Here is a 21,020-nt window from a genome sequence, read left to right as displayed (position 1 = left end):
AGCGTCAAGCTTGGTGGAGGACAGGGCGCCGATCTGGGCCGAGGAGAGCGCAGCGACAGCGGTTGCGCTGAGGGCTGCGACCTGGTCGGTCGTGAAGGAMGCCAGTCCGTCTGTGGAGAGCGCRCCGATCTGKGTGGAGGTGAGCGACCCGACCTGTGCGGTGKTGAGGCCRGCGATCTGGGCGGTCGARAGCGCCTTGATCTGGGCYGTTCCGAGAGCACCGGCCTGTGCSGTCGTCAGACCGCCGAGCTGGGTGGAGGTGAGCACTGCGAAGTTTGCCGTGGACAGGCCGGCGATCGCCTTGGCGCTGAGGGCTGCGATCTCGGTCGAGGAGATCGTCGCCATGTCTTCGGTGGCAAGGCCTGCAATCGCTGCAGACGACAGGGCCGCCAGCTGTGCGGTGCTGAAGGCACCAAGCTGGGTGGAGGACAGGGCGCCGAGCTGGGTCGAGGTCAGGGCAGCGACAGCGGCTGTGTTCAGCACGGCCACCTGATCGGTGGAGAGCGAGGCCACACCATCGGTGGTGAGCGAGCTTGCCTGGGCCGAGGTGAGGACCGAAACCTGCGTGGTCGAGAGGCCGTCGATCTGGGTRGAGCTCAGGGTGCGAACCTGGGCAGCGGTCAGGGCGGCGGTCTGCGCGGTCGTCAGGGCGCCGAGCTGGGTGGAGGTGAGGACGGCGAAGTTGGTCGTGGAGAGGCTTGCGAGCGTCTTGGCGTTGAGCGCGGAGATCTCGGTGGAGGAGATCGTTGCGATGTCGGCCGTTTCGAGGCCTGCGACCGCGGTRGACGACAGGGCCGAGAGCTGCGCGGTGGTGAAGGCATCGAGCTGGGCGGAGGACAGGGCCCCGATCTGGACCGACGACAGGGCACCGACGGCTGCGGAGTTGAGGGCGGTGATCCGGTCGGTGGACAGGGTTGCGATGACGCTGGAGGACAGGCCGACGATGGCCTTGGCACTGAGGGCTGCGATCTCATCCGTGGAGAAGGCTGCAAGGTCCTCGGAGGCCATGGCCGCCAGTTCTTCCGAGCCGAGGTTGGAGATCTGGGTCGCATTGAGCGCGCCGATCTGGGTGGAGCTCATGGCGCCGACCTGGGCACTCGTCAGGGACGTGATGGTCTTGGCGTTGAGGGCTGCAACCTGGTCGGTGGAGAGCGAGGCGACGCCTTCGGTGGAGAGCGCGCCAATCTGGCTCGACGTCAGCACGGAGATCTGTGCGGTCGTCAGGCCGTCGATCTGGGCGGTCGAGAGAGCCTTGACCTGGGCCGTCGTGAGCGCTGCGGTCTGTGTCGTCGTCAGGCCACCGAGCTGGGTGGATGTGAGGGCGGCAAAGGTCGCGGTGGAGAGACCGGCGAGCGTCTTGGCGTTGAGGGCGGAGATCTCGGTTGAGGAGATGGTTGCGATGTCGTCGGTATCGAGACCGGCAACGGCAGTGGCGGASAGGGCTGCGAGCTGCGTGGTGGTGAAGGCGTTGAGCTGTGTGGTGCTGAGGGCACCGAGCTGAGCGGAGTTCAGGGCACCGACGCCGGCCGCGCTGMGCCGTGGTGAGGCCGTCGATCTGGGCGGTCGAGAGGACCTTGATCTGGGCCGTGCCGAGAGCACCGGTCTGCGCGGTCGTCAGAGCGCCGAGCTGGGTGGAGGTGAGGACGGCGAAGTTGGCGGTGGCGATGCTGGCGAGCGTCTTGGCGCTGAGCGCCGAGATCTCGGTGGAGGAGATGGTGGCCATATCCTCGGTTGCAAGGCCTGCGACCGCTGCGRTCGAGAGGGCGGCGAGCTGCTTGGTGCTGAAAGCGTCAAGCTTGGTGGAGGACAGGGCGCCGATCTGGGCCGAGGAGAGCGCAGCGACAGCGGTTGCGCTGAGGGCTGCGACCTGGTCGGTCGTGAAGGANTCTTTGGCGGTGGACGCTTTAGAGGAAAGATTTATCGTCTTGGCGCTGAGCGCCGAGATCTCGGTGGAGGAGATGGTGGCCATATCCTCGGTTGCAAGGCCTGCGACCGCTGCGRTCGAGAGGGCGGCGAGCTGCTTGGTGCTGAAGGCGTCAAGCTTKGTGGAGGACAGGGCGCCGATCTGGGCCGAGGAGAGCGCAGCGACAGCGGTTGCGCTGAGGGCTGCGACCTGGTCGGTCGTGAAGGAAGCCAGTCCGTCTGTGGAGAGCGCACCGATCTGTGTGGMGGTGAGCGACCCGACCTGTGCGGTGKTGAGGCCGGCGATCTGGGCGGTCGARAGCGCCTTGATCTGGGCCGTTCCSAGRGCACCGGCCTGTGCSGTCGTCAGACCGCCGAGCTGGGTGGAGGTGAGCACTGCGAAGTTCGCCGTGGACAGGCCGCCGAGCGCCTTGGCGCTCAGCGCCGAGATCTCGGTGGAGGAGATCGTCGCCATGTCTTCGGTTGCGAAGCCTGCCAGCGCAACGGCGCTCAGGGCGCCGAGCTGGGCTGTCGTCAGGCCGTCAAGCTGACCGGAGGAAAGAGATGCGACCTGAGCGGATGTCAGGGCTGCGACCTGGCTGGACACGAGCGTTGCCAGCTTGGTGCTGTCGAGCACGGCGAGCTGCCCGGCCGTCAGGCCCGTGACAGCGGACGCGGAGACCGCGCGCAGCTGTGTCGAGCTGAATGCCGTCAGGTCGTCCGTGGTGAAGGCTGCGATTTGCTGCGATGAAAAAGCGGCAATCTGAACCGAGGTGAGAGCACCCACGTCGCTGGTCGTGAACGCCGCGATGGTGGTCGTATTGAGGGACTGGATCTGTTTTACGCTGAGAGAAGATACAATCGAGGTCATAGGTGCGCGCCTTCATCGTTCAAGGATTAATATTCATTCCTCTCCGATGCCTGCAGCGAAAGGCGGAGCCTCGCGTCACAGAGCCTAGGATGCGCCGGGCATCTTCAAACGATCGCCAGTCCTGCTGCAGGCTCCATCGGGCTCGGCACAGAGGTGTGGCGCTCATTCGAGCGGAAAGAATATCTGGAAACATGGCTCACGCGAGCCTGACGTGGGGTGGCATCATGCATGCAGAGTCAAAGCCTCTGCTCCCACACCTATGGTATCGAATACTATGGTCGTCCGTGAATTCCCCTGTGGATGGCCCCATCTCCCGCGGAAGGAAAACAGCACACAATCCACATTCCAAGTTGTAGGCGGCACCTTCTAATTTTCAGTTAAAACGCAACATGAAGAAAGTGTGTAGACCACGTTATAGTCGTTATCTCGACAAACTTGTGCGGAGATGGCGCTTTCATTGTGCCTATAGACATCGCGGAAAGCGAGCTGCTTGGTAACAAGAACATCTCTTGGAAAAGCATAGCTTACATTTACGATGCGCAGCGGCCGCAAGCTCAAGGCAAGGCAACGTCGCTAGTTGTGAAGCTCTTACCGTCTTTCAATGCGGCTCCGAGCCCACGATCAATGTGATGTCCATGGTTATGCATAATACCTTTGCCTCAGCACACCAGTCGATGCTTGCGGCCGCCATCGAGCGTGCGCGCCAGCAGCAGCTCTCGCTTCTCGAGCTCTTTCAGATCGCCGAGGAGCTGAACGCGGGCGGCTCGGGAGCTGCAGCGGCAAAGCTCTACAGCACATGGATCGCCTACAACGACAACAGCCCGGTCCTGCATCTCGCCTATTTCAACTATTCCGTCACCTTGAGGGGGCTGGACGACCTGTCCGGCGCCATCAATGCGCTCCAGGCAAGCGTGAAGATCGCGCCGCAGATGGGGCAGGCCCGCATCAATCTCGGCCGGACCTACGAAGACAGCGGCCTGAATGCACAGGCCGTGCAGCAATGGCAGCAATATGTCGCCGCCACGCAGGACATCACGCCGGAGAAGATCGGCTACCGCCTGATGGCGCTGCAGCATATCGGTCGCGTTATGGAGAGCGTCGGCCTGCTCGAAGATGCCGAAGCCATTCTCTGGCAGGCAGTCGAATTGCGGCCTGACCGTACCGAGGCTGCACAGCACTGGCTCTCCACCCGCCAGCACCAGTGCAAGTGGCCGATCCTCACCCCTTCGGAATATGTAGCGAATCGGCAACTGCTGGAAGCATTTTCGCCGCTGCCCCTCGCCTGCTACACGGACGACCCGATCTTCCAGATGGCGAAGGCCTACCGTTACAACAAGCATCTCGTCGGCCGCGTCCATGCCCGCGATATCCTGCAGCCCTCGCCGCGCCCAAAGACCGGCACCAAGGCACGCCTGCGGATCGGCTATGTCTCGTCCGACCTGCGTGACCATGCGGTCGGTTTCGCGTTGAGCGAGGTGCTGGAACTGCACGACAAGGAGAGCGTCGAGGTCTTCGCCTACTATTGCGGCGAAGCCCGCACCGGCGACGTGACGCAGACCCGTATTCAGGCGGCCGTCGATCACTGGCACGACATCGGGGCGCTCAACGACCTCGATGCCGCCAAGCAGATCCTCGCCGACGAAATCGACATCCTGGTCGATGTGAACGGCTACACCAAGCACGCGCGCACCAAGATCTTCGCCTATCGCCCGGCGCCGGTCATCGTCAACTTCTGCGGCTATCCCGGAACAATGGCGAGCCCGGTCCATCAATACATCATCGCCGACGCGCAGATCATCCCGCCGGAAAACGAGCTTTACTATACCGAGAAGGTGCTGCGCATTCCCTGCAACCAGCCGGTGGACCGCAAGCGCAAGATCGCCAACAAGCCGACGCGGCAGGAAGCCGGGCTTCCGGACGATGCTTTCGTGTTCGCCTGCTTCAACGGCTCGCAGAAGACGACAGCCGCCTGCTTCTCGCGCTGGATGGCGATCCTCGCCGCCGTGCCCGGCAGCGTGCTCTGGCTGCTCGGCGCTTCGGAGCCGGTCAATCAGCGGCTTCGCCAGCTCGCGATCGATCACGGGGTGGATGCGGATCGCCTGATCTTCGCCCCCAAGGCGCCCAATGCCTTCCACCTCGCTCGCATCGGTGTGGCCGATCTCTTCCTCGATACGTTCCCCTATGGCGCGCATTCCACGGCTGCAGACGCGGTGACCATGGGCCTGCCGGTGCTCACGCTGCGCGGCAAGGGTTTTGCCTCGCGCTTCTGCAGCAGCATCCTGTCGGCCGCCGGCATTCCGGAGATGATCTGCGATACGCCGGATGCCTATGTCGCCAAGGCGATCGCCTATGCTCGCGACCCCGAAAGCCTGCTGAGCGTTCGTCAATCGCTGCAAGCGCAGCGGGAAACCTGTGCACTGCGCGATATCCCGGCCCTCGTGCGCCGACTCGAAGAACTGTACTGGCAGATGCAGGGTGAAGGCGAGCGCGGCGAAATTCCCGTGCCGCGCCTCGACAACCTGGACATCTACTACGAGGTCGGCGTCGAGTTTCTGTCCGAGCCGATCGAGTTCGAGACCGAGACGAGCTACCGCGAGCGGTACCGCCAGGAACTTGCGCAGCGGCACGCATACGCGCCGATCGCACGGGACACCCGGTTCTGGACCGAAAACGACTGATCCGACGCCCGTCCGGGGGGACGGCGACAGGCAGGCGCGCTCCCGGTATCCGGCGCATCGCCGCAACCGAATGACGACATCGACGAGAGGGCAGGACGACATGAACCCCGTGATTTTGGTCACTTTTGCCGGCCGCCAGCAGCGGATGGAAATACTCACCCAGTATATCCGCAAGGCGCTGGATGCAGGCATCATCGACGAATGGCATATCTGGGACTTTACCCGCTCGGCCGATGATCGGGCCTGGGTCACCAAAGAATTCGGACCGGTTCGCTTCATGGGACCGAATGCCTCCTACCAGAACAAAGGCTCGGTCAGCCGCCAGTCTTCTTTCCGCACGACGGCGAAGATCCAGAGCGACCTGCATATCGCGATCATTCCCAACGATAAGACGAGCGACTCCTTCGAGCTCGTCGTCGGCGGCTGGAACAACACGCATTCCGCGCTTCGCCGCATCACGGAGCGCGATCTCACCAGCTTCTCGCGCGACACCCATCCCCTGCTCTGGACCCGATCGACGCCCGGCGTCCTCTCGCCGGGACTTGCCAATCATGTCGTGCTCAGCCTCGATCCGGCCGGCGTGCCCACGCTCCACGTCAACGGCGTCATGGTCGGTTCGTGGCCGGACATCCAGCTGCCGGGCGGTGCCTCGATCATGGTGCGCGGCGGCTGGGGCTCGGATCTCGAGCTTTGCGACGTTCAGAGCCCCGTCCGCCGTTATGTCGGCAACGAGAACGAGACGACACCGTACTGGCAGGCCTACAGCTACTATACCAAGCGGCTGACGGAATTTTCGGACGCCGTCTTCCTGAAATGCGATGATGACGTCGTTTATCTCGACCTCGACAATCTCAGCAATTTCATCGCCTTCCGCCGCGACAATCCGCATTACTTCATTGTCTCGGCCAATGTCGTCAACAATGGCGTCTGCGCCTACTGGCAGCAGGAAGCCGGGTCGCTGCCCGCCACTCTCGGCCGCTTCGAGCGTCCGCCGGGCGGTTTCGGTGGAAGCCTTTGGCAGAGCGCCGAGCGCGCAATGCAGCTGCACGAATATTTCCTCGGCAAGACGGAAAAGTCCCTGCCCCTGCCACGGGCCGTCATCGACTGGCAGGAGCGTCAGTCGATCAATTTCATCGCCTGGCTCGGCAAGGATCTCGTCCATATGGCTCTGCCGAAATGCGACGACGAATATGCGCTGACGGTCGATCTGCCGAACTATCTGAACCGCCCGACGGCGATCTATTCCGACTTCACCGTGAGCCATCTGAGCTTCGGACCGCAGGAGAACGGCCTGGCGCTCGACCGCCTGATCGACGGATACGACGCCCTGATGCGGAGCAACCTGGCGGCAGCCTGACAGCGCGATATGTTCGTGCCCACCGGCGCGGACCAAGAACGAAAAAAGACGAGGAAAAGACATGGGCGGGAACGGGAAAATTGCGATCGTCGGCGCCGGCCTTTCGGGCGCCGTCATCGGGCGGGAACTGGCGCTTGCCGGATACGGCGTCGAGATCTTCGACGTCCGCGACCACATCGCCGGCAATTGCTACAGCGAGCGGGATGCGGATACCGGCGTCATGGTGCATGTCTACGGTCCGCACATCTTCCATACGGATGACGAGGAGGTCTGGACCTACGTCAACCGGTTCCAGACGTTCATGCCCTACAAGAACCGTGTGAAGACGACGGTGGACGAGCAGGTGTTCTCCCTGCCGGTCAACCTGCACACGATCAACCAGTTCTTCGGCAAGACCTTCCGGCCGGACGAGGCCCGCGCCTTCATCGAGGAGAAGGCCGACAAGACCATTTCGGACCCGCAGACCTTCGAGGAGCAGGCGCTGCGTTTCGTCGGCCGCGAACTCTACGAGGCGTTCTTCAAGGGTTATACCGAAAAGCAGTGGGGCTGCTCCCCGACCCAGCTGCCGGCGTCGATTCTGAAGCGACTTCCGGTGCGCTTCAACTATGACGACAACTACTTCTTCCACCGTTTCCAGGGCATGCCGGAAAACGGCTACACGGACATGGTGGCCGGCATTCTCGATCATCCCGGCATCACGGTTCACCTCGGGACACGCTTCGACAAGGCGCAGAACGGTGCCTACGATCATGTCTTCTATTCGGGCCCGCTCGATGGCTATTTCAATTATGAATTCGGACGGCTCGGCTATCGCACCCTCGATTTCGAGCGCTTCACCTATGAGGGCGACTATCAGGGCTGTGCCGTCATGAATTATGGCGATGCGGATGTCCCTTACACCCGCATCACCGAGCACAAGCACTTCTCGCCATGGGAAAGCGTAGCGGGTTCGGTCTGCTACCGCGAGTTCTCGCGGCTCTGCGGCGAAGACGACGTGCCGTTCTATCCGATACGGCTGGTCGAGGAAAAGCAGCTGCTCGCATCCTATGTCGAGCGGGCCGAAGCGGAAGGCGCCGTGACCTTCGTCGGTCGCCTCGGCACATACCGCTATCTCGATATGGATGTAACGATCCGGGAGGCCCTGGATACGGCCGCACTCTACCTGAAGAAGACGGCCGATCAGGCGCCGGTTCCGGCCTTCCTGCATTCGCCGCTTTGACCTGTCCACTCACTGCCGACCGCCGCTCTGGGGCGGTCGGGAGATAAGGGTCGCCCGGCTTAGGCGCGCCCTTCGACCGCGTCCACGGGCTGGTCCTGATCGAGACGCTTCGGAACCCACAGGCAGACGGGCACGATAAGGATCGTCATCAGGAACATCACCAGGAATGTGACGTGGAGGGCTGCCTGCAGCGCCAGGCGCACCGGCGTGGCGTCGATGGCGGCGGCCGCCGTTCCGTCCAGCAGGCCGCGCAACTGTTCGGGTGTTATCGCACCCATGCCGCCGGCATGGGCGAGGCCATAGCTCAGCACGGCGCCGAGAATGGAGGCGCCGAGCGTGCTGCCGAGATTGCGGGAAAACACGTTCGAGGCCGTGGCGCTGCCGCGCTGCGACCAGCCGACGCTTTCCTGGGTGATGACCAGCGCGCAGATGTTGAGCAGCCCCATGCCGACGCCCATGATCAGCGACCCCGCCCCGGCCTGGGCCGGCGAACTGTCGGGCGTAAGCAGCAAGAGCAGCGAGGCGCCCGCGGGTATGACGAGACTTGCAACGATCATGATCGGACGCAGCCCGAAGCGGGGGAACATGCGCGAGGCGAATGTCGCGCCCGCCGGCCAGCCGATGAGAAGCATGGTCAGCGCGAAGCCGGCGACCAGCGGCGACCGATCCAGCACCGTCTGGACATACATTGGCAGAAACGTCGTCAATCCCATGATGGCCATGCTGGCAAAGAAGATTGCGATGTTCGACGCCGCGATCGGTCGGCGCAGCCAGAGGTCGGGCGCGACCATCGGGGCTTCTGCGCGACGCTCCTGCCAGAGGAACAGGCCGAGGCTCGCGACGAAGACCAGCACCGCCACGATGGTATAGACCGGCGTTGCCGCCTCCACCTCGGTCAGCGCCACCATCAGCGCGGAGATGGACACGGCGAAGAGGACCGCGCCGAGAACGTCGATGGAGGCCGTGCGCACCTGCTTTTCCTCGTGCAGGAAGCGCATGAAGCCGAAGGCGGCGAGAATGCCGACCGGAATGTTGATCCAGAAAACCCAGGCCCAGGGCAAGGCGTGGATGATGAAACTGCCGAGCAGCGGCCCCACGACCGCCGACAGCGCCCAGACGCTTGCCAGATAGCCCTGAACCTTGCCGCGCTCGCGACCGGGAAACAGATCCCCGACGATCGTCATGGCGACCGGCTGGATGGCGCCGGCGCCGACGCCCTGCAGCAGCCGGAAAGCGATCATCGACGGCATGGACCAGGCAAAGCCCGCAAGCAGCGAGGACAGCAGGAAGACGGCGATGCCGAAAAGCACGATCGGCTTGCGGCCGTAGATATCCGACAGCTTGCCGAAGACGACGGTCGTTGCCGTCTGTGTCAGCAGAAATGCGGAGAACACCCAGCTATAGAGGTTGAGCTGGCCCAGTTGCGCGGCGATCTGCGGCATGGCGGTCGAGACGATCGTCGCTTCGATCGCGATCATCGCCATGCTGGCCATGATCGCGGCAACGACGAGGCCGCGATGAACAGGTTTTACACTCATCAAATCGGTTCCGGAGCGCCTTGCCCGGCGCGATGGGAGAAAGTTCGGCGGTCGAACGGCCGTCAGTCGCACGACGCCTGCGCGGAAGTCCTTGAAGGATGCCGGCGCGTCGTCGGTCGGGATCCGATCCCGCATCCCTGAACTGGACCGATCACCTCCGGGGGTCAAGCCCGATCGTCTGTAAAACTTACGGTTTTCTCCAGGTGGTCGGTGCAGACGGTCGGTCTGGCGATTGGCTCGCGAACGGCAGGTGTGGTTTCCGCGCCACCACGCCGCGAAGGCGCGCGCCTTTGCAATCCGGCAAGGCGACATCAGGCTCAAGCAAGCCAAAGCCGGTACCCGAGGAGGCAACCGTCGCGTTCACGGAGTCCTTTCTCCTGCGCGTGCGGAGGGTGGCCTTGCCCGTTGGCAGGGCTGGGCATCGATCGAAATCGGTACCCGTCACGTGTGGGGATTGATGCCATGACGACAATTGCTTCCGGCCTGAGCGTCTCGCAGATCCGATCGATGTCGGCGCCTGCGGTTGCGGCCTGGACGACGGAAGATGTCAGCTCCCTCTCCACGCTTCAGATCCGGGCCCTGTCGTCCACGCAGATCGCCGCTCTCGACGTTGAGGATGTGGAGGTTCTCAGCACCGAGCAGCTCAACGCCATCTCGCGTGCCGCCATCGTCGGCCTGACCCTCGATCAGCTGAGCGTTCTGCACAAGGCCGGCATCGAGGCGCTCTCCTCCACACAGGTCGGCGGGATGACCTCGACACAGATCGGCGCGTTCACGGCCGAGCAGGCGGAGGCGCTGACGCCTGCGCAGATCAAGGCGATGACCAGCGATCAGCTCGCCGCCCTGAGCCAGGAGGATCTCGCCACCTTCTCGACAGCCGATATCAACGCGATCTCGAGTTCCGCCATCCGCGGCCTTCAGCTGGACGTGCTTTCGTCCCTGACGACCGATCAGATTTCGGCGCTGAACACCGGCGCCGTCGCGAGCCTCACGACCGACCAGATTGTCGCCATGAGCCGGGATCAGGTCGAAGCGCTGACCTCGCCGCAGGTCTCGGTCCTCGGCTCGCTCCAGCTGGCCTCGCTCGGAGCCGAAGATGTCGAGGCTTTGTCGCTTGAGGATATCGGCGCGATCAACACGCGGGCCATCACCGGTCTGCAGATCGCCAACCTCTCGGCCGAGCGGCTTTCCGCCCTGACGTCCGGACAGGCCGGCGCCCTGAGCGGCGCACAGCTGGCCACGCTGAGCACGGAGCAAATTGCGACCCTCTCCCCGGTCCAGATCAACGCTTTGGCCTCCCGGTCCCTCGCATCGCTGTCCGCCACTCAGGTGGCTGCCTTGAGCACGGACCAGATCGCCGCTTTGTCCTCACTGCAGGTGAAGGCCTTTACCTCGACCCAACTCGCCGCTCTCTCGTCCGACGGGCTGGGCGCCTTGTCGACCGCCGCGATTTCCGCCCTCACCGGCCAGGCATTTGGCGGCGTTCGCACGGATGCCATTCCCGGTCTGACGACCGCGCAGGTCGCGGCGCTCGGAACAAGCGTCATCAGCGCCCTCACCAGCGGGCAGATCGGGGCGCTCGACGGTGCGCAACTGACGGCCCTGACACCCGTGCAGGTCAAAGCCCTCGGCACGATCCAGCTCGCCGCGCTCGACGCCGGCGACATTGCCAATTTCTCACCGACCGACATCGCCGCCATCAACGGCCGGGCGGTGCAAGGCCTCAACACCACCGTCGTCGCAGCCCTGTCGGCGGCGCAGCTCGCCGCGCTCAGCACCGCGACCGTTTCCGTCCTGACGAGCACGCAGATCAACGCGCTGACGACCGATCACCTCGCAGCGATGCTGCCGGCACAGATCGGTGCTCTCGGCGCCGCACAGATCACCGGCTGGGGCGTCAACCAGTTCGCCGCCCTCTCCAACGCCCAGATCGCAAAGCTCGGCTCGCAGGCGCTGGGAAGTCTGACCACGCAGCAGTTCGGAAGCCTGAGCGCCGAACAGACGGCCGCCCTGACATCGAGCCAGACACGGGCGCTGACCGCGACCCAGATGGCGATCCTCGGCGAAACCACGCTCCCCTCCTTCTCCCCGTCGGCCCTGGCCGGCCTTTCGACCTCCGCGATCAAGGGCCTTCGCGCCGATGCCATCGGCTTTCTGTCCACCGATCAGATCGCGGCGCTGACGTCCGGTCAGACCGGCGCCCTGACGACGCAGCAGGTGGCGGCGCTGAGCACGGAGCAGGTCGCGGCTCTGACCGCCGTACAGATCCGCGCACTCGCCGCGGCGCAGGTCGCCGTCTTGAGCACGGACGCCGTTCTCACCTTCTCCAACGAGGACATGGCCGCGATCACCAACCGGGCGATTTCCGGTCTTCAGACGGGCACGCTTGCCGCGCTGTCTGCGGCCCAGATCGCGGCGTTGAGCACGAGCGCGGTCGCCAGTCTGACCACGTCGCAGATCAACGCGCTGCAGGCGGACCAGGTCGCTGCCTTCTCATCCGACCAGCTCAAGGCGCTCACAGCCCTTCAGCTTTCGGCCTTTGGCGCGGATGATCTCGCCGCCATCATCCCGGACAACATCGGCGCGATCTCCAAATCGTCCCTTTCGGGGCTGACGACGGAGGTTGCCGCAACGCTTTCGGCCGCGCAGATCGAAGCCTTGACGACGGCCCAGGTTTCCAGCCTGACGAAGGTGCAGCTTGCCGCAATGGGAACGGCGCAGATCGAGATCCTGTCGCCGACGCAGATGGCCGCGCTCAGTGCCGTGCAGCTTTCCGCTTTGAGCGAAGAGGCCCTGGCGACGCTCTCCACGGATGATGTCGCGGCGCTCACGACGTCCGCCGTGCAGGGCGTCAACATCGCGAACCTCTCGACCAGCCAGGTCGCGGCACTCACGACCGCGCAGGTCGCGGCTCTGCGCGCCACGCAGGTTGCGGCCTTGTCCTCCGAGCAGATCGGTGCGCTCTCCACCGCGCAGGTCAGCGCGCTCAGCGCCGGCACCATTCCCGTGCTGACGGCCGGGCAGATGACCGCACTCAGCACGGCGCAGCTTTCAGCCCTCGGCACCACGCAGGTCGCACAGTTGACCGCGCAGCAGTTCTCGGCACTCGACGCGGGCGATCTCGCAGCCTTTTCGACGACGCAGATCGCGGCCATCGGCAGCCGCGCCGTCCCCGGCATCAGTGCCGAGGTCATCGCCACGCTCGACACGGCGCAGGTCGCGGCCTTGGGAACGATAGCCGTCGTCAGCCTGACCACGGCGCAGGTCGGGGCGCTCGGCACGGCACAGGTCGAGGCACTCTCGGTCACGCAGGTGCGCGCGCTCACCTCCGCGCAGCTCGCCGCGCTCGGGGCCGACGATCTCGCGACGTTCTCGACGGCAGACATTGCCGGCATCAGCGCGACGGCCATCACCGGCCTCAGTGGCGACGTGATGGAAACGCTGACCACCGCGCAGATCCGCGCCTTGAGCACGGACGCCCTCGCCAAGCTGACCGCCACCCAAATTGCAGCGATGGGCCCCGGCCAGATCGGCGCCCTTTCCGTGTCGCAGGTCAAGGTTCTGAGCGCCGCGCAGATGGGCGCGGTGGAGGTCGAGGACATCTCGGCCTTCCCGACCGCCAACATCGCGGCTCTTGGCAGTCTGGCGCTGTCGGGCCTCAGCGGAGATGCCGTTGCCGCGCTTTCGACAGCGCAGATTGCCGCACTCGGCACGGCGACGCTTCCCGGCCTGTCGACGGCGCAGTCGTCGGCCTTGACCACCGCGCAGCTCGCCGCCCTTTCTACCGCGCAGGTCAAGCAGCTGACCGCGAGCCAGGTCGCCGTGCTCTCGGACAAGGTCTCGGCCTTCTCGACCGATCAGGTTGCGGCGATGACGGTCGCCGCGATCGGCGCTCTCAGTGCCGATCAGATTGCAGCGCTGATGGATCCGCAATTGGCAGCGCTGACCTCCGCTCAGCTCGGTGCGATGACGTCCCAGCAGATGGCCGGTCTCAGCACCGCGGATATTCATGCGCTCTCCTCGCAGCGCATCGGATCGCTGAGCAGCAGCGCGATCGGCGGGCTTTCGAACGCGCAGGTCAAGGTTCTCGAGACGGATCAGCTTACAAGCCTTTCGACGCGTCAGATCGCGGCGCTGGGATCCACCCAGATCGGCGTGCTCGCGACGTCCGCTGTCGCGGTTCTCTCGACCGCGCAGATCGCGGCGCTGTCCAGCGGGGCGGTCGCCGGATTTACCTCGCAGCAAATGGCCGTTCTGACCTCGGCCCAGGCGGAGGCGCTGACCAGTGCGCAGGTGGGGAATCTGACCTCGCGCCAGGTCTCCGTGCTCCAGTCCGACGGCATCTCGACTTTCTCCACGAAGGATATCGCGGCCATCACGTCCGGCGCCATCGCGGGGCTGACAACCGACACCATCGCGGCACTTACCACCGCCCAGATGGGGGCCTTAAGCGCCTCGAGCGTGAGTGGCCTCACCACCCGCCAGCTGGCAGCATTACGGACGGACCAGGTGGATGCCCTCACCCGCCTTCAGATCGCGGCGCTGAGCTCTGTCCAACTGGCCGCCCTCTCGTCCGATGCCATCGCGACGTTCTCGACGCGCGAGATCGCGGCGATCGATCCCGCAGCCGTCGTCGGACTGTCCACGGACACGATCGCCTCGCTCGGCACCGACAAAATCGCAGCGCTCAGCACGGCCGCCGTCGGAGCGCTCAGCTCCCGCCAGATCAACGCCTTGAGCGGTGATCAGGTTTCGGCGATGACGCGCGCGCAGCTTGGCGCCCTGACCGCACGGCAGACGGCCGTGCTCGACGCCGACGACATCCAGGCCATCGCGGCGGCCAATCTCGGCGCGCTGTCGTCCGACGCGATGTCCGGGCTCGGCTCCGACGCGGTCGCCGCTCTTTCGACCGACCAGATCGCCGCCATCAGCCCGGCCGGGATCAGCGGGCTCAGCACCCTGCTTGTCGCGCATCTCAGCAGCACGCAGGTGCAGGCGATGGGAACCGGCCAGATCGCCGCCCTGAGTTCGCGACAGGTCGCGGTCCTCGCCACCGCCGATGTCGCAACCCTGACGACGACGCAGATCGCCGCGCTCAGCGCGGCCGGCGTCGCCGGACTGACAAGCCAGCAGATCGGCGCTCTGAGCGCCGACCAGGCCGAGGCGCTGAACGCTGTCCAGATCGCCGCGCTCGGCTCGCGGCAGCTGGCCGCGCTCGCAACGAGTGGCCTTGCCCGTTTCAGTCTCAGCGATATCGCCGCCATCTCCTCGACGGCCGTCGCCGGCCTTTCCACGACGACGCTCGCGTCTCTCACGACCGATCAGATTGCAGCCTTCAGCCCCGGCAGCGTCCCCGGCCTCAGCAGCACACAAGTCGCGGCACTCACCAGCGACCAGTTGGACGTTCTCACCACCGCGCAGATCGCGGCTCTCGGGTCGAAGCAGATCGCGGCACTGACGACCGCGTCCGTTGCGCTTCTCTCGGCACGCCAGATCGCAGCCCTGAGCGCCGACGGGGTCGCCGGCCTCAGCAGCGCGCAGATCGCGGCCCTCAGTGCAGAGCAGACGGCAGCCTTCACCCCGACGCAGGTCGCGTCCCTCAGCTCCGCGCAGGCGGCGGCGCTCGCCATCGACGATCTCGACGGCTTCTCGACCGCCGATATGGCCGCGTTCGGCTCGGCGGCGATCTCCGGTCTCTCCACGACGGCGATCGCTTCGCTGTCCAACGAACAGGTCGCAGCGCTGAGCCTCTCCGGCGTGGCCGGCCTGACCACGGACCAGATTGCAACCTTGCAGAGCACCCAGATCGAAAGTCTCACGACGGCGCAGATCGGGGCGCTGTCTTCCAAGCAGGTTTCAGCCTTTGGAACGGAGGATATCGCCGTTCTCTCGCCCGCGCAGCTCAGCGGATTGTCGAGTGCCGGGATCATGGGGCTTCCGCTTGCCTCGATCGCCGGCCTGAGCGAGGATCAGGTCCTGGCCCTGACGCCGGTTCAGGTGGGCAGCCTGTCCTCGCGGCAGCTGGCGGCGCTCAGCACCGATGCTCTGGATCATCTCGGCACGGCGCAGATCGCGGCGATCGGATCCTCGGCGATCACGGGTCTCTCGACAGCGGCCATCGCGTCTCTCTCCGTCAGCCAGATCGCAGCGCTCGGCACGGCCGGCATTGCGGGGCTCGGCACCACGCAGATCGCGGCGCTTGGCGTCGATCAGGCGGAGGCGCTGACCGGCGCGCAGATTGCGGTCCTGAATTCCGCACAATTGGCCGCCCTCGGGCAGGATGACATCGACAGTTTCACCACCGGCGACATCGCATCCATCAGTTCGACGGCCGTCACCGGACTGTCCTCCTCGATGCTCGCGACGCTGACACCGCAGCAGATCGCAGCCTTGAGCACGGGGGGCATCTCCGGTCTCGCCACCACGCAGATTGCCGCTCTCACCTCCGGCCAGATCGAGGCGCTGAGCCTCGCACAGGTCGGTGCTTTGACATCCGGCCAGGTCGGTGCCCTGAAGACCGCCGATATCTCCACGCTTTCCGACAGCCAGCTCGGTGCCTTGAGCACCAAGGGGCTTGCCGGTATCAGCAGCAGCCAGGCAGGAGCGCTGAGCCCGGCGCAGATGGAACTTCTGACGACCAGCCAGATCGCGGCCCTCAGCTCGGATGCGCTGTCGGGTCTGACGACCGATAGCCTGGAAACGCTGAGGCCCGCCAAGATCTCGGCGCTGGGCTCCACGGCCGTGAAGGGCCTGCCGACCGCCTTCATTGCCGGGCTCACGCTTTCCGAGATCGCCGGCCTCGGCACGGGCACCATCGCCGGACTGACGAGTGCGCAGCTTGGCGTGCTGAGCACCGAGCAGGTGGATACGCTGACGAGCAGCCAGATTGGCGCCCTCAGCCAAAGCGGGCTTGCGGGCCTGACCACCACGCAGCTTGCGACCTTCTCGACCCAGGAGCTTGCGGCGATCGCACCGACGGCGATCAAGGGATTGGGCACGGCGCTCGTCGCCACCCTGTCTTCGGGCGAGATCGCAGCATTGACGATCAGCCAGGTCGCAGCGCTCGGCTATAGCCAGGTCAGCGCGCTGACGCCGACACAGATCGGAATGCTCTCCACCTCCCAGGTCGGCGCTTTCGGACTGATGCAGGCAGCAGCGCTTGGTTCGGAAGATCTCGTGCGGCTTTCGCCGGAGCACATCATCGCGCTCGGCAGCAGCGCCATCTCCGGCCTCAGCACCCGGGCGATTGCGGGCCTGACGGTCGCGCAGGCGGAGGCTTTCACGCCCGGCCAGATCAATGGCATGACGACGGCGCAGCTGCAGGCCCTGACGGACGTCGCGATCAACGCCCAGTCCGGCTCCCCCTCCAGCTTCAGGGTCGCCCAGGCTCCGGAGGCGTCCAGCGCGCAGACAGATCCGGCCGCGACGTCCGACGCGCCCGGCGCAGACAGTGCCTCGCTCATCATGTCCATGCTGAGCGTCTGATCCGCAAATCAGGCGGCGCTGCCGGAGGGTGGCGCAGCCACCGCGTGTCCAAAGCGATACGCGGTGTGAGACACGCTGGACACGCGGTTCCGGAACCGACATCCCGATGTTTTCATCGCGATTCTGCACGTCATGTGCCGAAGACACGCGCGCGCGTACTGACGATCCCTCACATCCTGTATCAAGCGCCTTTCCTGGCGCAACAGCGGTCTCGCGGTCTGTCCTGACAACTGCGCTTCTTCCAGATCCCAGATTGACAGTCGAGGTAAGACGTCATATCTCTTGTGTCGGACTTGCGGAACGGAATGCTGCTGGGAGGCAGCATGTGGAGGAAACGATGCATCGCATGATCAAGACCCTTTCGACGATCCTTGTCGGCTCGACGCTGCTGACGAGCCCGACTTGGGCGGAAACGCCGCCGAATATGCTGGTTGTCGGCTTTTCCATGAGCAATATCCTGACGCTGGATCCGGCTGCGATCACCGGCAAGGAGACGGTACAAGTTCTCGCCAACATATATGATAACCTTGTTGCGCTGGATGCTGTCAACCGCGCGCAGGTTGATCCGCTGCTGGCCGAAAGCTGGACGGTCAGCCCCGATCATTCGGCGATCACCTTCAAGCTCCGATCCGGAGCGACCTTCGCCTCCGGCAATCCGGTCACTTCGGCAGACGTCGTCTGGTCGCTGAAGCGGTTGATGACCCTGAACCTCGCCCAGGCTTCCTTCCTCAAAACGCACGGCTTCACTGCCGCGAATGCGGACAAGAGCTTCACCGCGCCCGATGAGCTGACCGTTGTCATCACCTTGCCGAAGAAGGTCGATCCGCAGATCATCGTCCAGACCTTGGGCATCGTCGGCCCCGGCTCGGTCCTCGACAGCAAGACCGTGATGGAGCACGACAAGGCGGGCGATCTCGGCGCCGCCTGGCTCACCAACAATTCCGCAGGGTCCGGCCCGTATGCGCTCGGCCAGTGGCGCTCCAACGAGCGCGTCATTCTCGACCGTAACGAGACCTATTGGGGCGAGAAGCCCAGCATGAAGCGCATCATGATGCGGCACCTGGCGGAGTCCCAGAGCCAGCGGCTGATGCTGGAAAAGGGCGATATCGATATCGCCTACTCCATGTCGGCCGCCGACCTGAAGGCGCTTGAGGCCAGCGAGAACGTCAAGGTCCAGACGAATGGCGGCAGCGGATTCTACTATCTCGCCGTGTCCATGAAGGATGAGAAGTTTCAGAAGCCGAAGGTCCGCGAGGCCTTGCGTCATCTGATCGACTACCAGGGTCTGAACGATACGGTCCTGCCCTATTTCGGACGCCTCCGGGATCGCCCGATCCAGACCGGCCTGTTCGGGGCCCTGCCCAATGCCGGCTACAAGCTGGACGTGGAGAAGGCGAAGGCCTTGCTGGCGGAAGCCGGATATCCCGACGGATTCTCGACGACGCTCCGGGCGATTTCCGACGCGCCTTTCATGAATGCGGCGACCGCCATCCAGGCGACGCTGGCGCAGGGCGGCATCAAGGCCGAGATCATCACCGGCAGTGGCGACCAGATCTATGGCGCGATGCGCGAGCGAAAGTACGAGCTGCTCGTCGGCCGCGGTGGCGGCGGCCAGTTGCCGCACCCCGACAGCAACCTGCGCGCCATCGTCTACAATCCCGACAATGCCGATGAGGCGAAGCTGACCAATTTCCAGGGCTGGCGCACGGCCTTCTACGACGAGAAGATCAACGGCATGGTCGATGCTGCGCTGGTCGAGCCGGACAAGGCCACGCAGGTCAAGGATTACGAGGCGATCCAGACCTACTATGCCGATGTCGTCCCGGCCATCCAGCCCTTTGCCGAGGTGGTCGACAGCGTCGGCTACCGCGCCGACATCAAGGGGCTGGCGCTCAATCCGTCCTGGTCCACGCGGCTGCGCACGGTGACGAAGGAGCGCTGAGGCGGCTCGGCGGCGTCCCGCACGTCGCGTCCGTTGTCTCACGCCCTGAACCACTTCGCATTGCCCTGAACCACTTCGCGTTGCAAGGAAGAAGCAGTCATGAACAATGCGCGCTTTTCGGCTTTCGGCAGGCAGGCGGGGACCATCCTGGTCACCCTGATCGGCCTTCTGATCCTGACCTTCTGCATCGGGCGGCTGATGCCGGTCGATCCCGTGCGTGCGATCGTCGGTGAAGAGGCGGACAGGGCGACCTACGAGATGGTCGCCGAGCGGATCGGCGCCAACCTGCCGCTCTACCAGCAATTCTTCAAATATGTGAGCGACCTGCTGCACGGCGATTTCGGCGTCTCGATCCGCACCGGCCAGCCCGTCATCAACGACATCCTGCATGTGATGCCGGCCACGATCGAGCTGGCGACCTTCGCCATCATCGTCGGGGCCGGCCTCGGCATTCCCTTGGGCATCCTCGCCGCCGTGCGTCGCAACAAGCCGGTGGATCACGTTATCCGCTTCCTGACGCTGATCGGCCACTCCATGCCGATCTTCTGGACCGGCATGATCGGTCTCATCGTCTTCTACGCCGCGCTCGATCTCGTCGGCGGCGGCGGTCGGTTGTCGGACTACTATATCGGCCTCGTGCCGGAGACGACCGGCTTCCTGTTGATCGACTCGCTTCTGGCCGGGGACTGGGACGTCTTCTGGGACGCGGTCAACCATCTGCTCCTGCCGGCCAGCATCCTCGGCTACTCCTCCATGGCCTACATCACCCGCATGACCCGCAGCTTCATGCTGGATCAGCTGAACCAGGAATATGTGACCACCGCACGGGTGAAGGGCCTCTCGAAAAGCCGCACGATCTGGCACCACGCCTTTGCCAATATCCGCGTTCAGCTCGTCACCATCGTCGCGCTCGCCTATGGCAGCCTGCTCGAAGGGGCCGTGCTCATCGAGACCGTGTTTTCCTGGCCGGGCTTCGGCCAGTACATCACCAACAACATGCTGGTGGGCGACATGAACGCTGTGATGACCTGCGTCCTGCTGGTGGGTGTCATCTTCATCGGGCTCAATCTCCTGTCCGATGCGCTCTACAAGATCTTCGACCCGAGGACGCGCTGACATGACGACGAAATCCATCGACATCGGGACCGCAGCCATGACCGCTTCGCGTGAGAAGACCTACACGGCCTGGAGCCGCCTGCTCCGTGTTCTCAGGGAATTGCTCGCCAATCCCTCCTCCGGCTTCGGCCTCGTGGTCATCGCGATCCTGCTGGTCACGGCTCTGCTGGCACCCTGGATCGCGCCTTACGAGCCGAACCTGATCAACCTCAGCCAGGCTCTCCAGCCGCCGTCGGCCGCCCATCTCTTCGGAACCGACGAACTCGGGCGCGACGTCCTCAGCCGGATCGTTCACGGCTCGCGCATCAGCCTGACGATCATCACCATCGTCTCGGTCATCGTCGGCCCGCTGGGTCTGCTGGTCGGCACCACCGCCGGCTATTTCGGCGGCTGGTATGATACGGTCATGATGCGGATTACCGACATCTTTCTGTCCTTCCCAAGCCTCATCCTGTCGCTCGCCTTCGTGGCCGCCCTGGGTGCCAGCCTCGAGAACGCGATCATCGCCATCGGCCTGACCGCCTGGCCGCCGATCGCGCGGCTGGCACGGGCGGAAACGCTCACCTTCCGCAATGCCGACTATATCTCCGCCTCCCGCATGCAGGGTGCCTCGAAGCTGCGCATCATCGTCAAGTCGATCATGCCGATGTGCCTGCCGTCGGTGCTCGTCCGCGTTACGCTCAGCATGGCGACCGTCATCCTGACGGCGGCGGGCCTCGGCTTCCTCGGCCTCGGCGCCCAGCCGCCCTTGCCGGAGTGGGGCGCGATGATCGCCACCGGTCGCCGCTACATGCTTGACAACTGGTGGCTGGTCGCGTTCCCCGGCGGCGCCATTCTCGTCGTCAGCCTCGCGTTCAATCTGCTCGGCGACGGACTGCGCGATGCGCTCGACCCGAAACAGGGCCACTAGGA

At 64.7% G+C, this 21,020-nt stretch carries 8 protein-coding genes and 1 pseudogene; 7 read left to right on the top strand and 2 right to left on the bottom strand.

Going from position 1 to position 21,020, the window contains the following annotated elements; all coding sequences use genetic code 11:
• A pseudogene (locus ASG39_RS21870) lies at positions 1-1,599 on the bottom strand (hypothetical protein); the annotation flags it as partial.
• 1,809 nt (positions 1,600-3,408) lie between these two features.
• Here ASG39_RS21870 and ASG39_RS21860 point away from each other — a divergent pair.
• From ASG39_RS21860 to glf, 3 genes are all read left to right on the top strand, one after another.
• Positions 3,409-5,451, top strand: a complete 2,043-nt coding sequence (locus ASG39_RS21860) for a glycosyl transferase (protein ID WP_062597090.1) — start codon at positions 3,409-3,411, stop codon at positions 5,449-5,451.
• A gap of 100 nt (positions 5,452-5,551) precedes the next feature.
• A complete protein-coding gene (locus ASG39_RS21855; RefSeq protein ID WP_062597035.1) occupies positions 5,552-6,808 on the top strand; it encodes a hypothetical protein in 1,257 nt (418 codons plus the stop codon).
• A 61-nt stretch (positions 6,809-6,869) separates the two neighbouring features.
• Complete coding sequence (gene glf, locus ASG39_RS21850) at positions 6,870-8,027, top strand: UDP-galactopyranose mutase (protein WP_062597034.1); 1,158 nt, start codon at positions 6,870-6,872, stop codon at positions 8,025-8,027.
• A gap of 59 nt (positions 8,028-8,086) precedes the next feature.
• Here glf and ASG39_RS21845 read toward each other — a convergent pair whose 3' ends face one another.
• Positions 8,087-9,565, bottom strand: a complete 1,479-nt coding sequence (locus tag ASG39_RS21845) for an MDR family MFS transporter (protein ID WP_062597089.1) — start codon at positions 9,563-9,565, stop codon at positions 8,087-8,089.
• A gap of 462 nt (positions 9,566-10,027) precedes the next feature.
• Here ASG39_RS21845 and ASG39_RS21840 point away from each other — a divergent pair, with 462 nt between their 5' ends.
• From ASG39_RS21840 to ASG39_RS21825, 4 genes are all read left to right on the top strand, one after another.
• Positions 10,028-17,050, top strand: coding sequence for a hypothetical protein (locus ASG39_RS21840; protein WP_062597033.1), 7,023 nt, complete (start codon positions 10,028-10,030; stop codon positions 17,048-17,050).
• 346 nt (positions 17,051-17,396) lie between these two features.
• Positions 17,397-18,992, top strand: a complete 1,596-nt coding sequence (locus tag ASG39_RS21835; RefSeq protein WP_156468232.1) for an ABC transporter substrate-binding protein — start codon at positions 17,397-17,399, stop codon at positions 18,990-18,992.
• Positions 18,993-19,091: 99 nt separating this feature from the next.
• The gene (locus ASG39_RS21830; RefSeq protein ID WP_062597031.1) at positions 19,092-20,108 is read left to right on the top strand and encodes an ABC transporter permease; all 1,017 of its coding nucleotides are present in this window, start codon (positions 19,092-19,094) and stop codon (positions 20,106-20,108) included.
• A gap of 37 nt (positions 20,109-20,145) precedes the next feature.
• Positions 20,146-21,018, top strand: a complete 873-nt coding sequence (locus ASG39_RS21825) for an ABC transporter permease (RefSeq protein ID WP_062597088.1) — start codon at positions 20,146-20,148, stop codon at positions 21,016-21,018.
• Positions 21,019-21,020: the final 2 nt, after the last annotated feature.

This window comes from Rhizobium sp. Leaf371, assembly GCF_001424045.1.
Classification (GTDB): Bacteria; Pseudomonadota; Alphaproteobacteria; order Rhizobiales; family Rhizobiaceae; genus Ferranicluibacter.
The sequence above is the reverse complement of the archived record's forward strand: the minus strand, read 5'-3'. Positions and strand labels throughout refer to the sequence as shown.

What these genes read in the sequence shown, in the direction of transcription:
- glf (WP_062597034.1), top strand. Translation starts at nt 6,870, where the DNA reads ATGGGCGGGAACGGGAAAATTGCGATCGTCGGCGCCGGCCTTTCGGGC.
- ASG39_RS21840 (WP_062597033.1), top strand. Translation starts at nt 10,028, where the DNA reads ATGACGACAATTGCTTCCGGCCTGAGCGTCTCGCAGATCCGATCGATG.
- ASG39_RS21825 (WP_062597088.1), top strand. Translation starts at nt 20,146, where the DNA reads ATGACCGCTTCGCGTGAGAAGACCTACACGGCCTGGAGCCGCCTGCTC.
- ASG39_RS21845 (WP_062597089.1), bottom strand. Translation starts at nt 9,565, where the DNA reads ATGAGTGTAAAACCTGTTCATCGCGGCCTCGTCGTTGCCGCGATCATG.
- ASG39_RS21855 (WP_062597035.1), top strand. Translation starts at nt 5,552, where the DNA reads ATGAACCCCGTGATTTTGGTCACTTTTGCCGGCCGCCAGCAGCGGATG.
- ASG39_RS21860 (WP_062597090.1), top strand. Translation starts at nt 3,409, where the DNA reads ATGGTTATGCATAATACCTTTGCCTCAGCACACCAGTCGATGCTTGCG.
- ASG39_RS21830 (WP_062597031.1), top strand. Translation starts at nt 19,092, where the DNA reads ATGAACAATGCGCGCTTTTCGGCTTTCGGCAGGCAGGCGGGGACCATC.
- ASG39_RS21835 (WP_156468232.1), top strand. Translation starts at nt 17,397, where the DNA reads ATGATCAAGACCCTTTCGACGATCCTTGTCGGCTCGACGCTGCTGACG.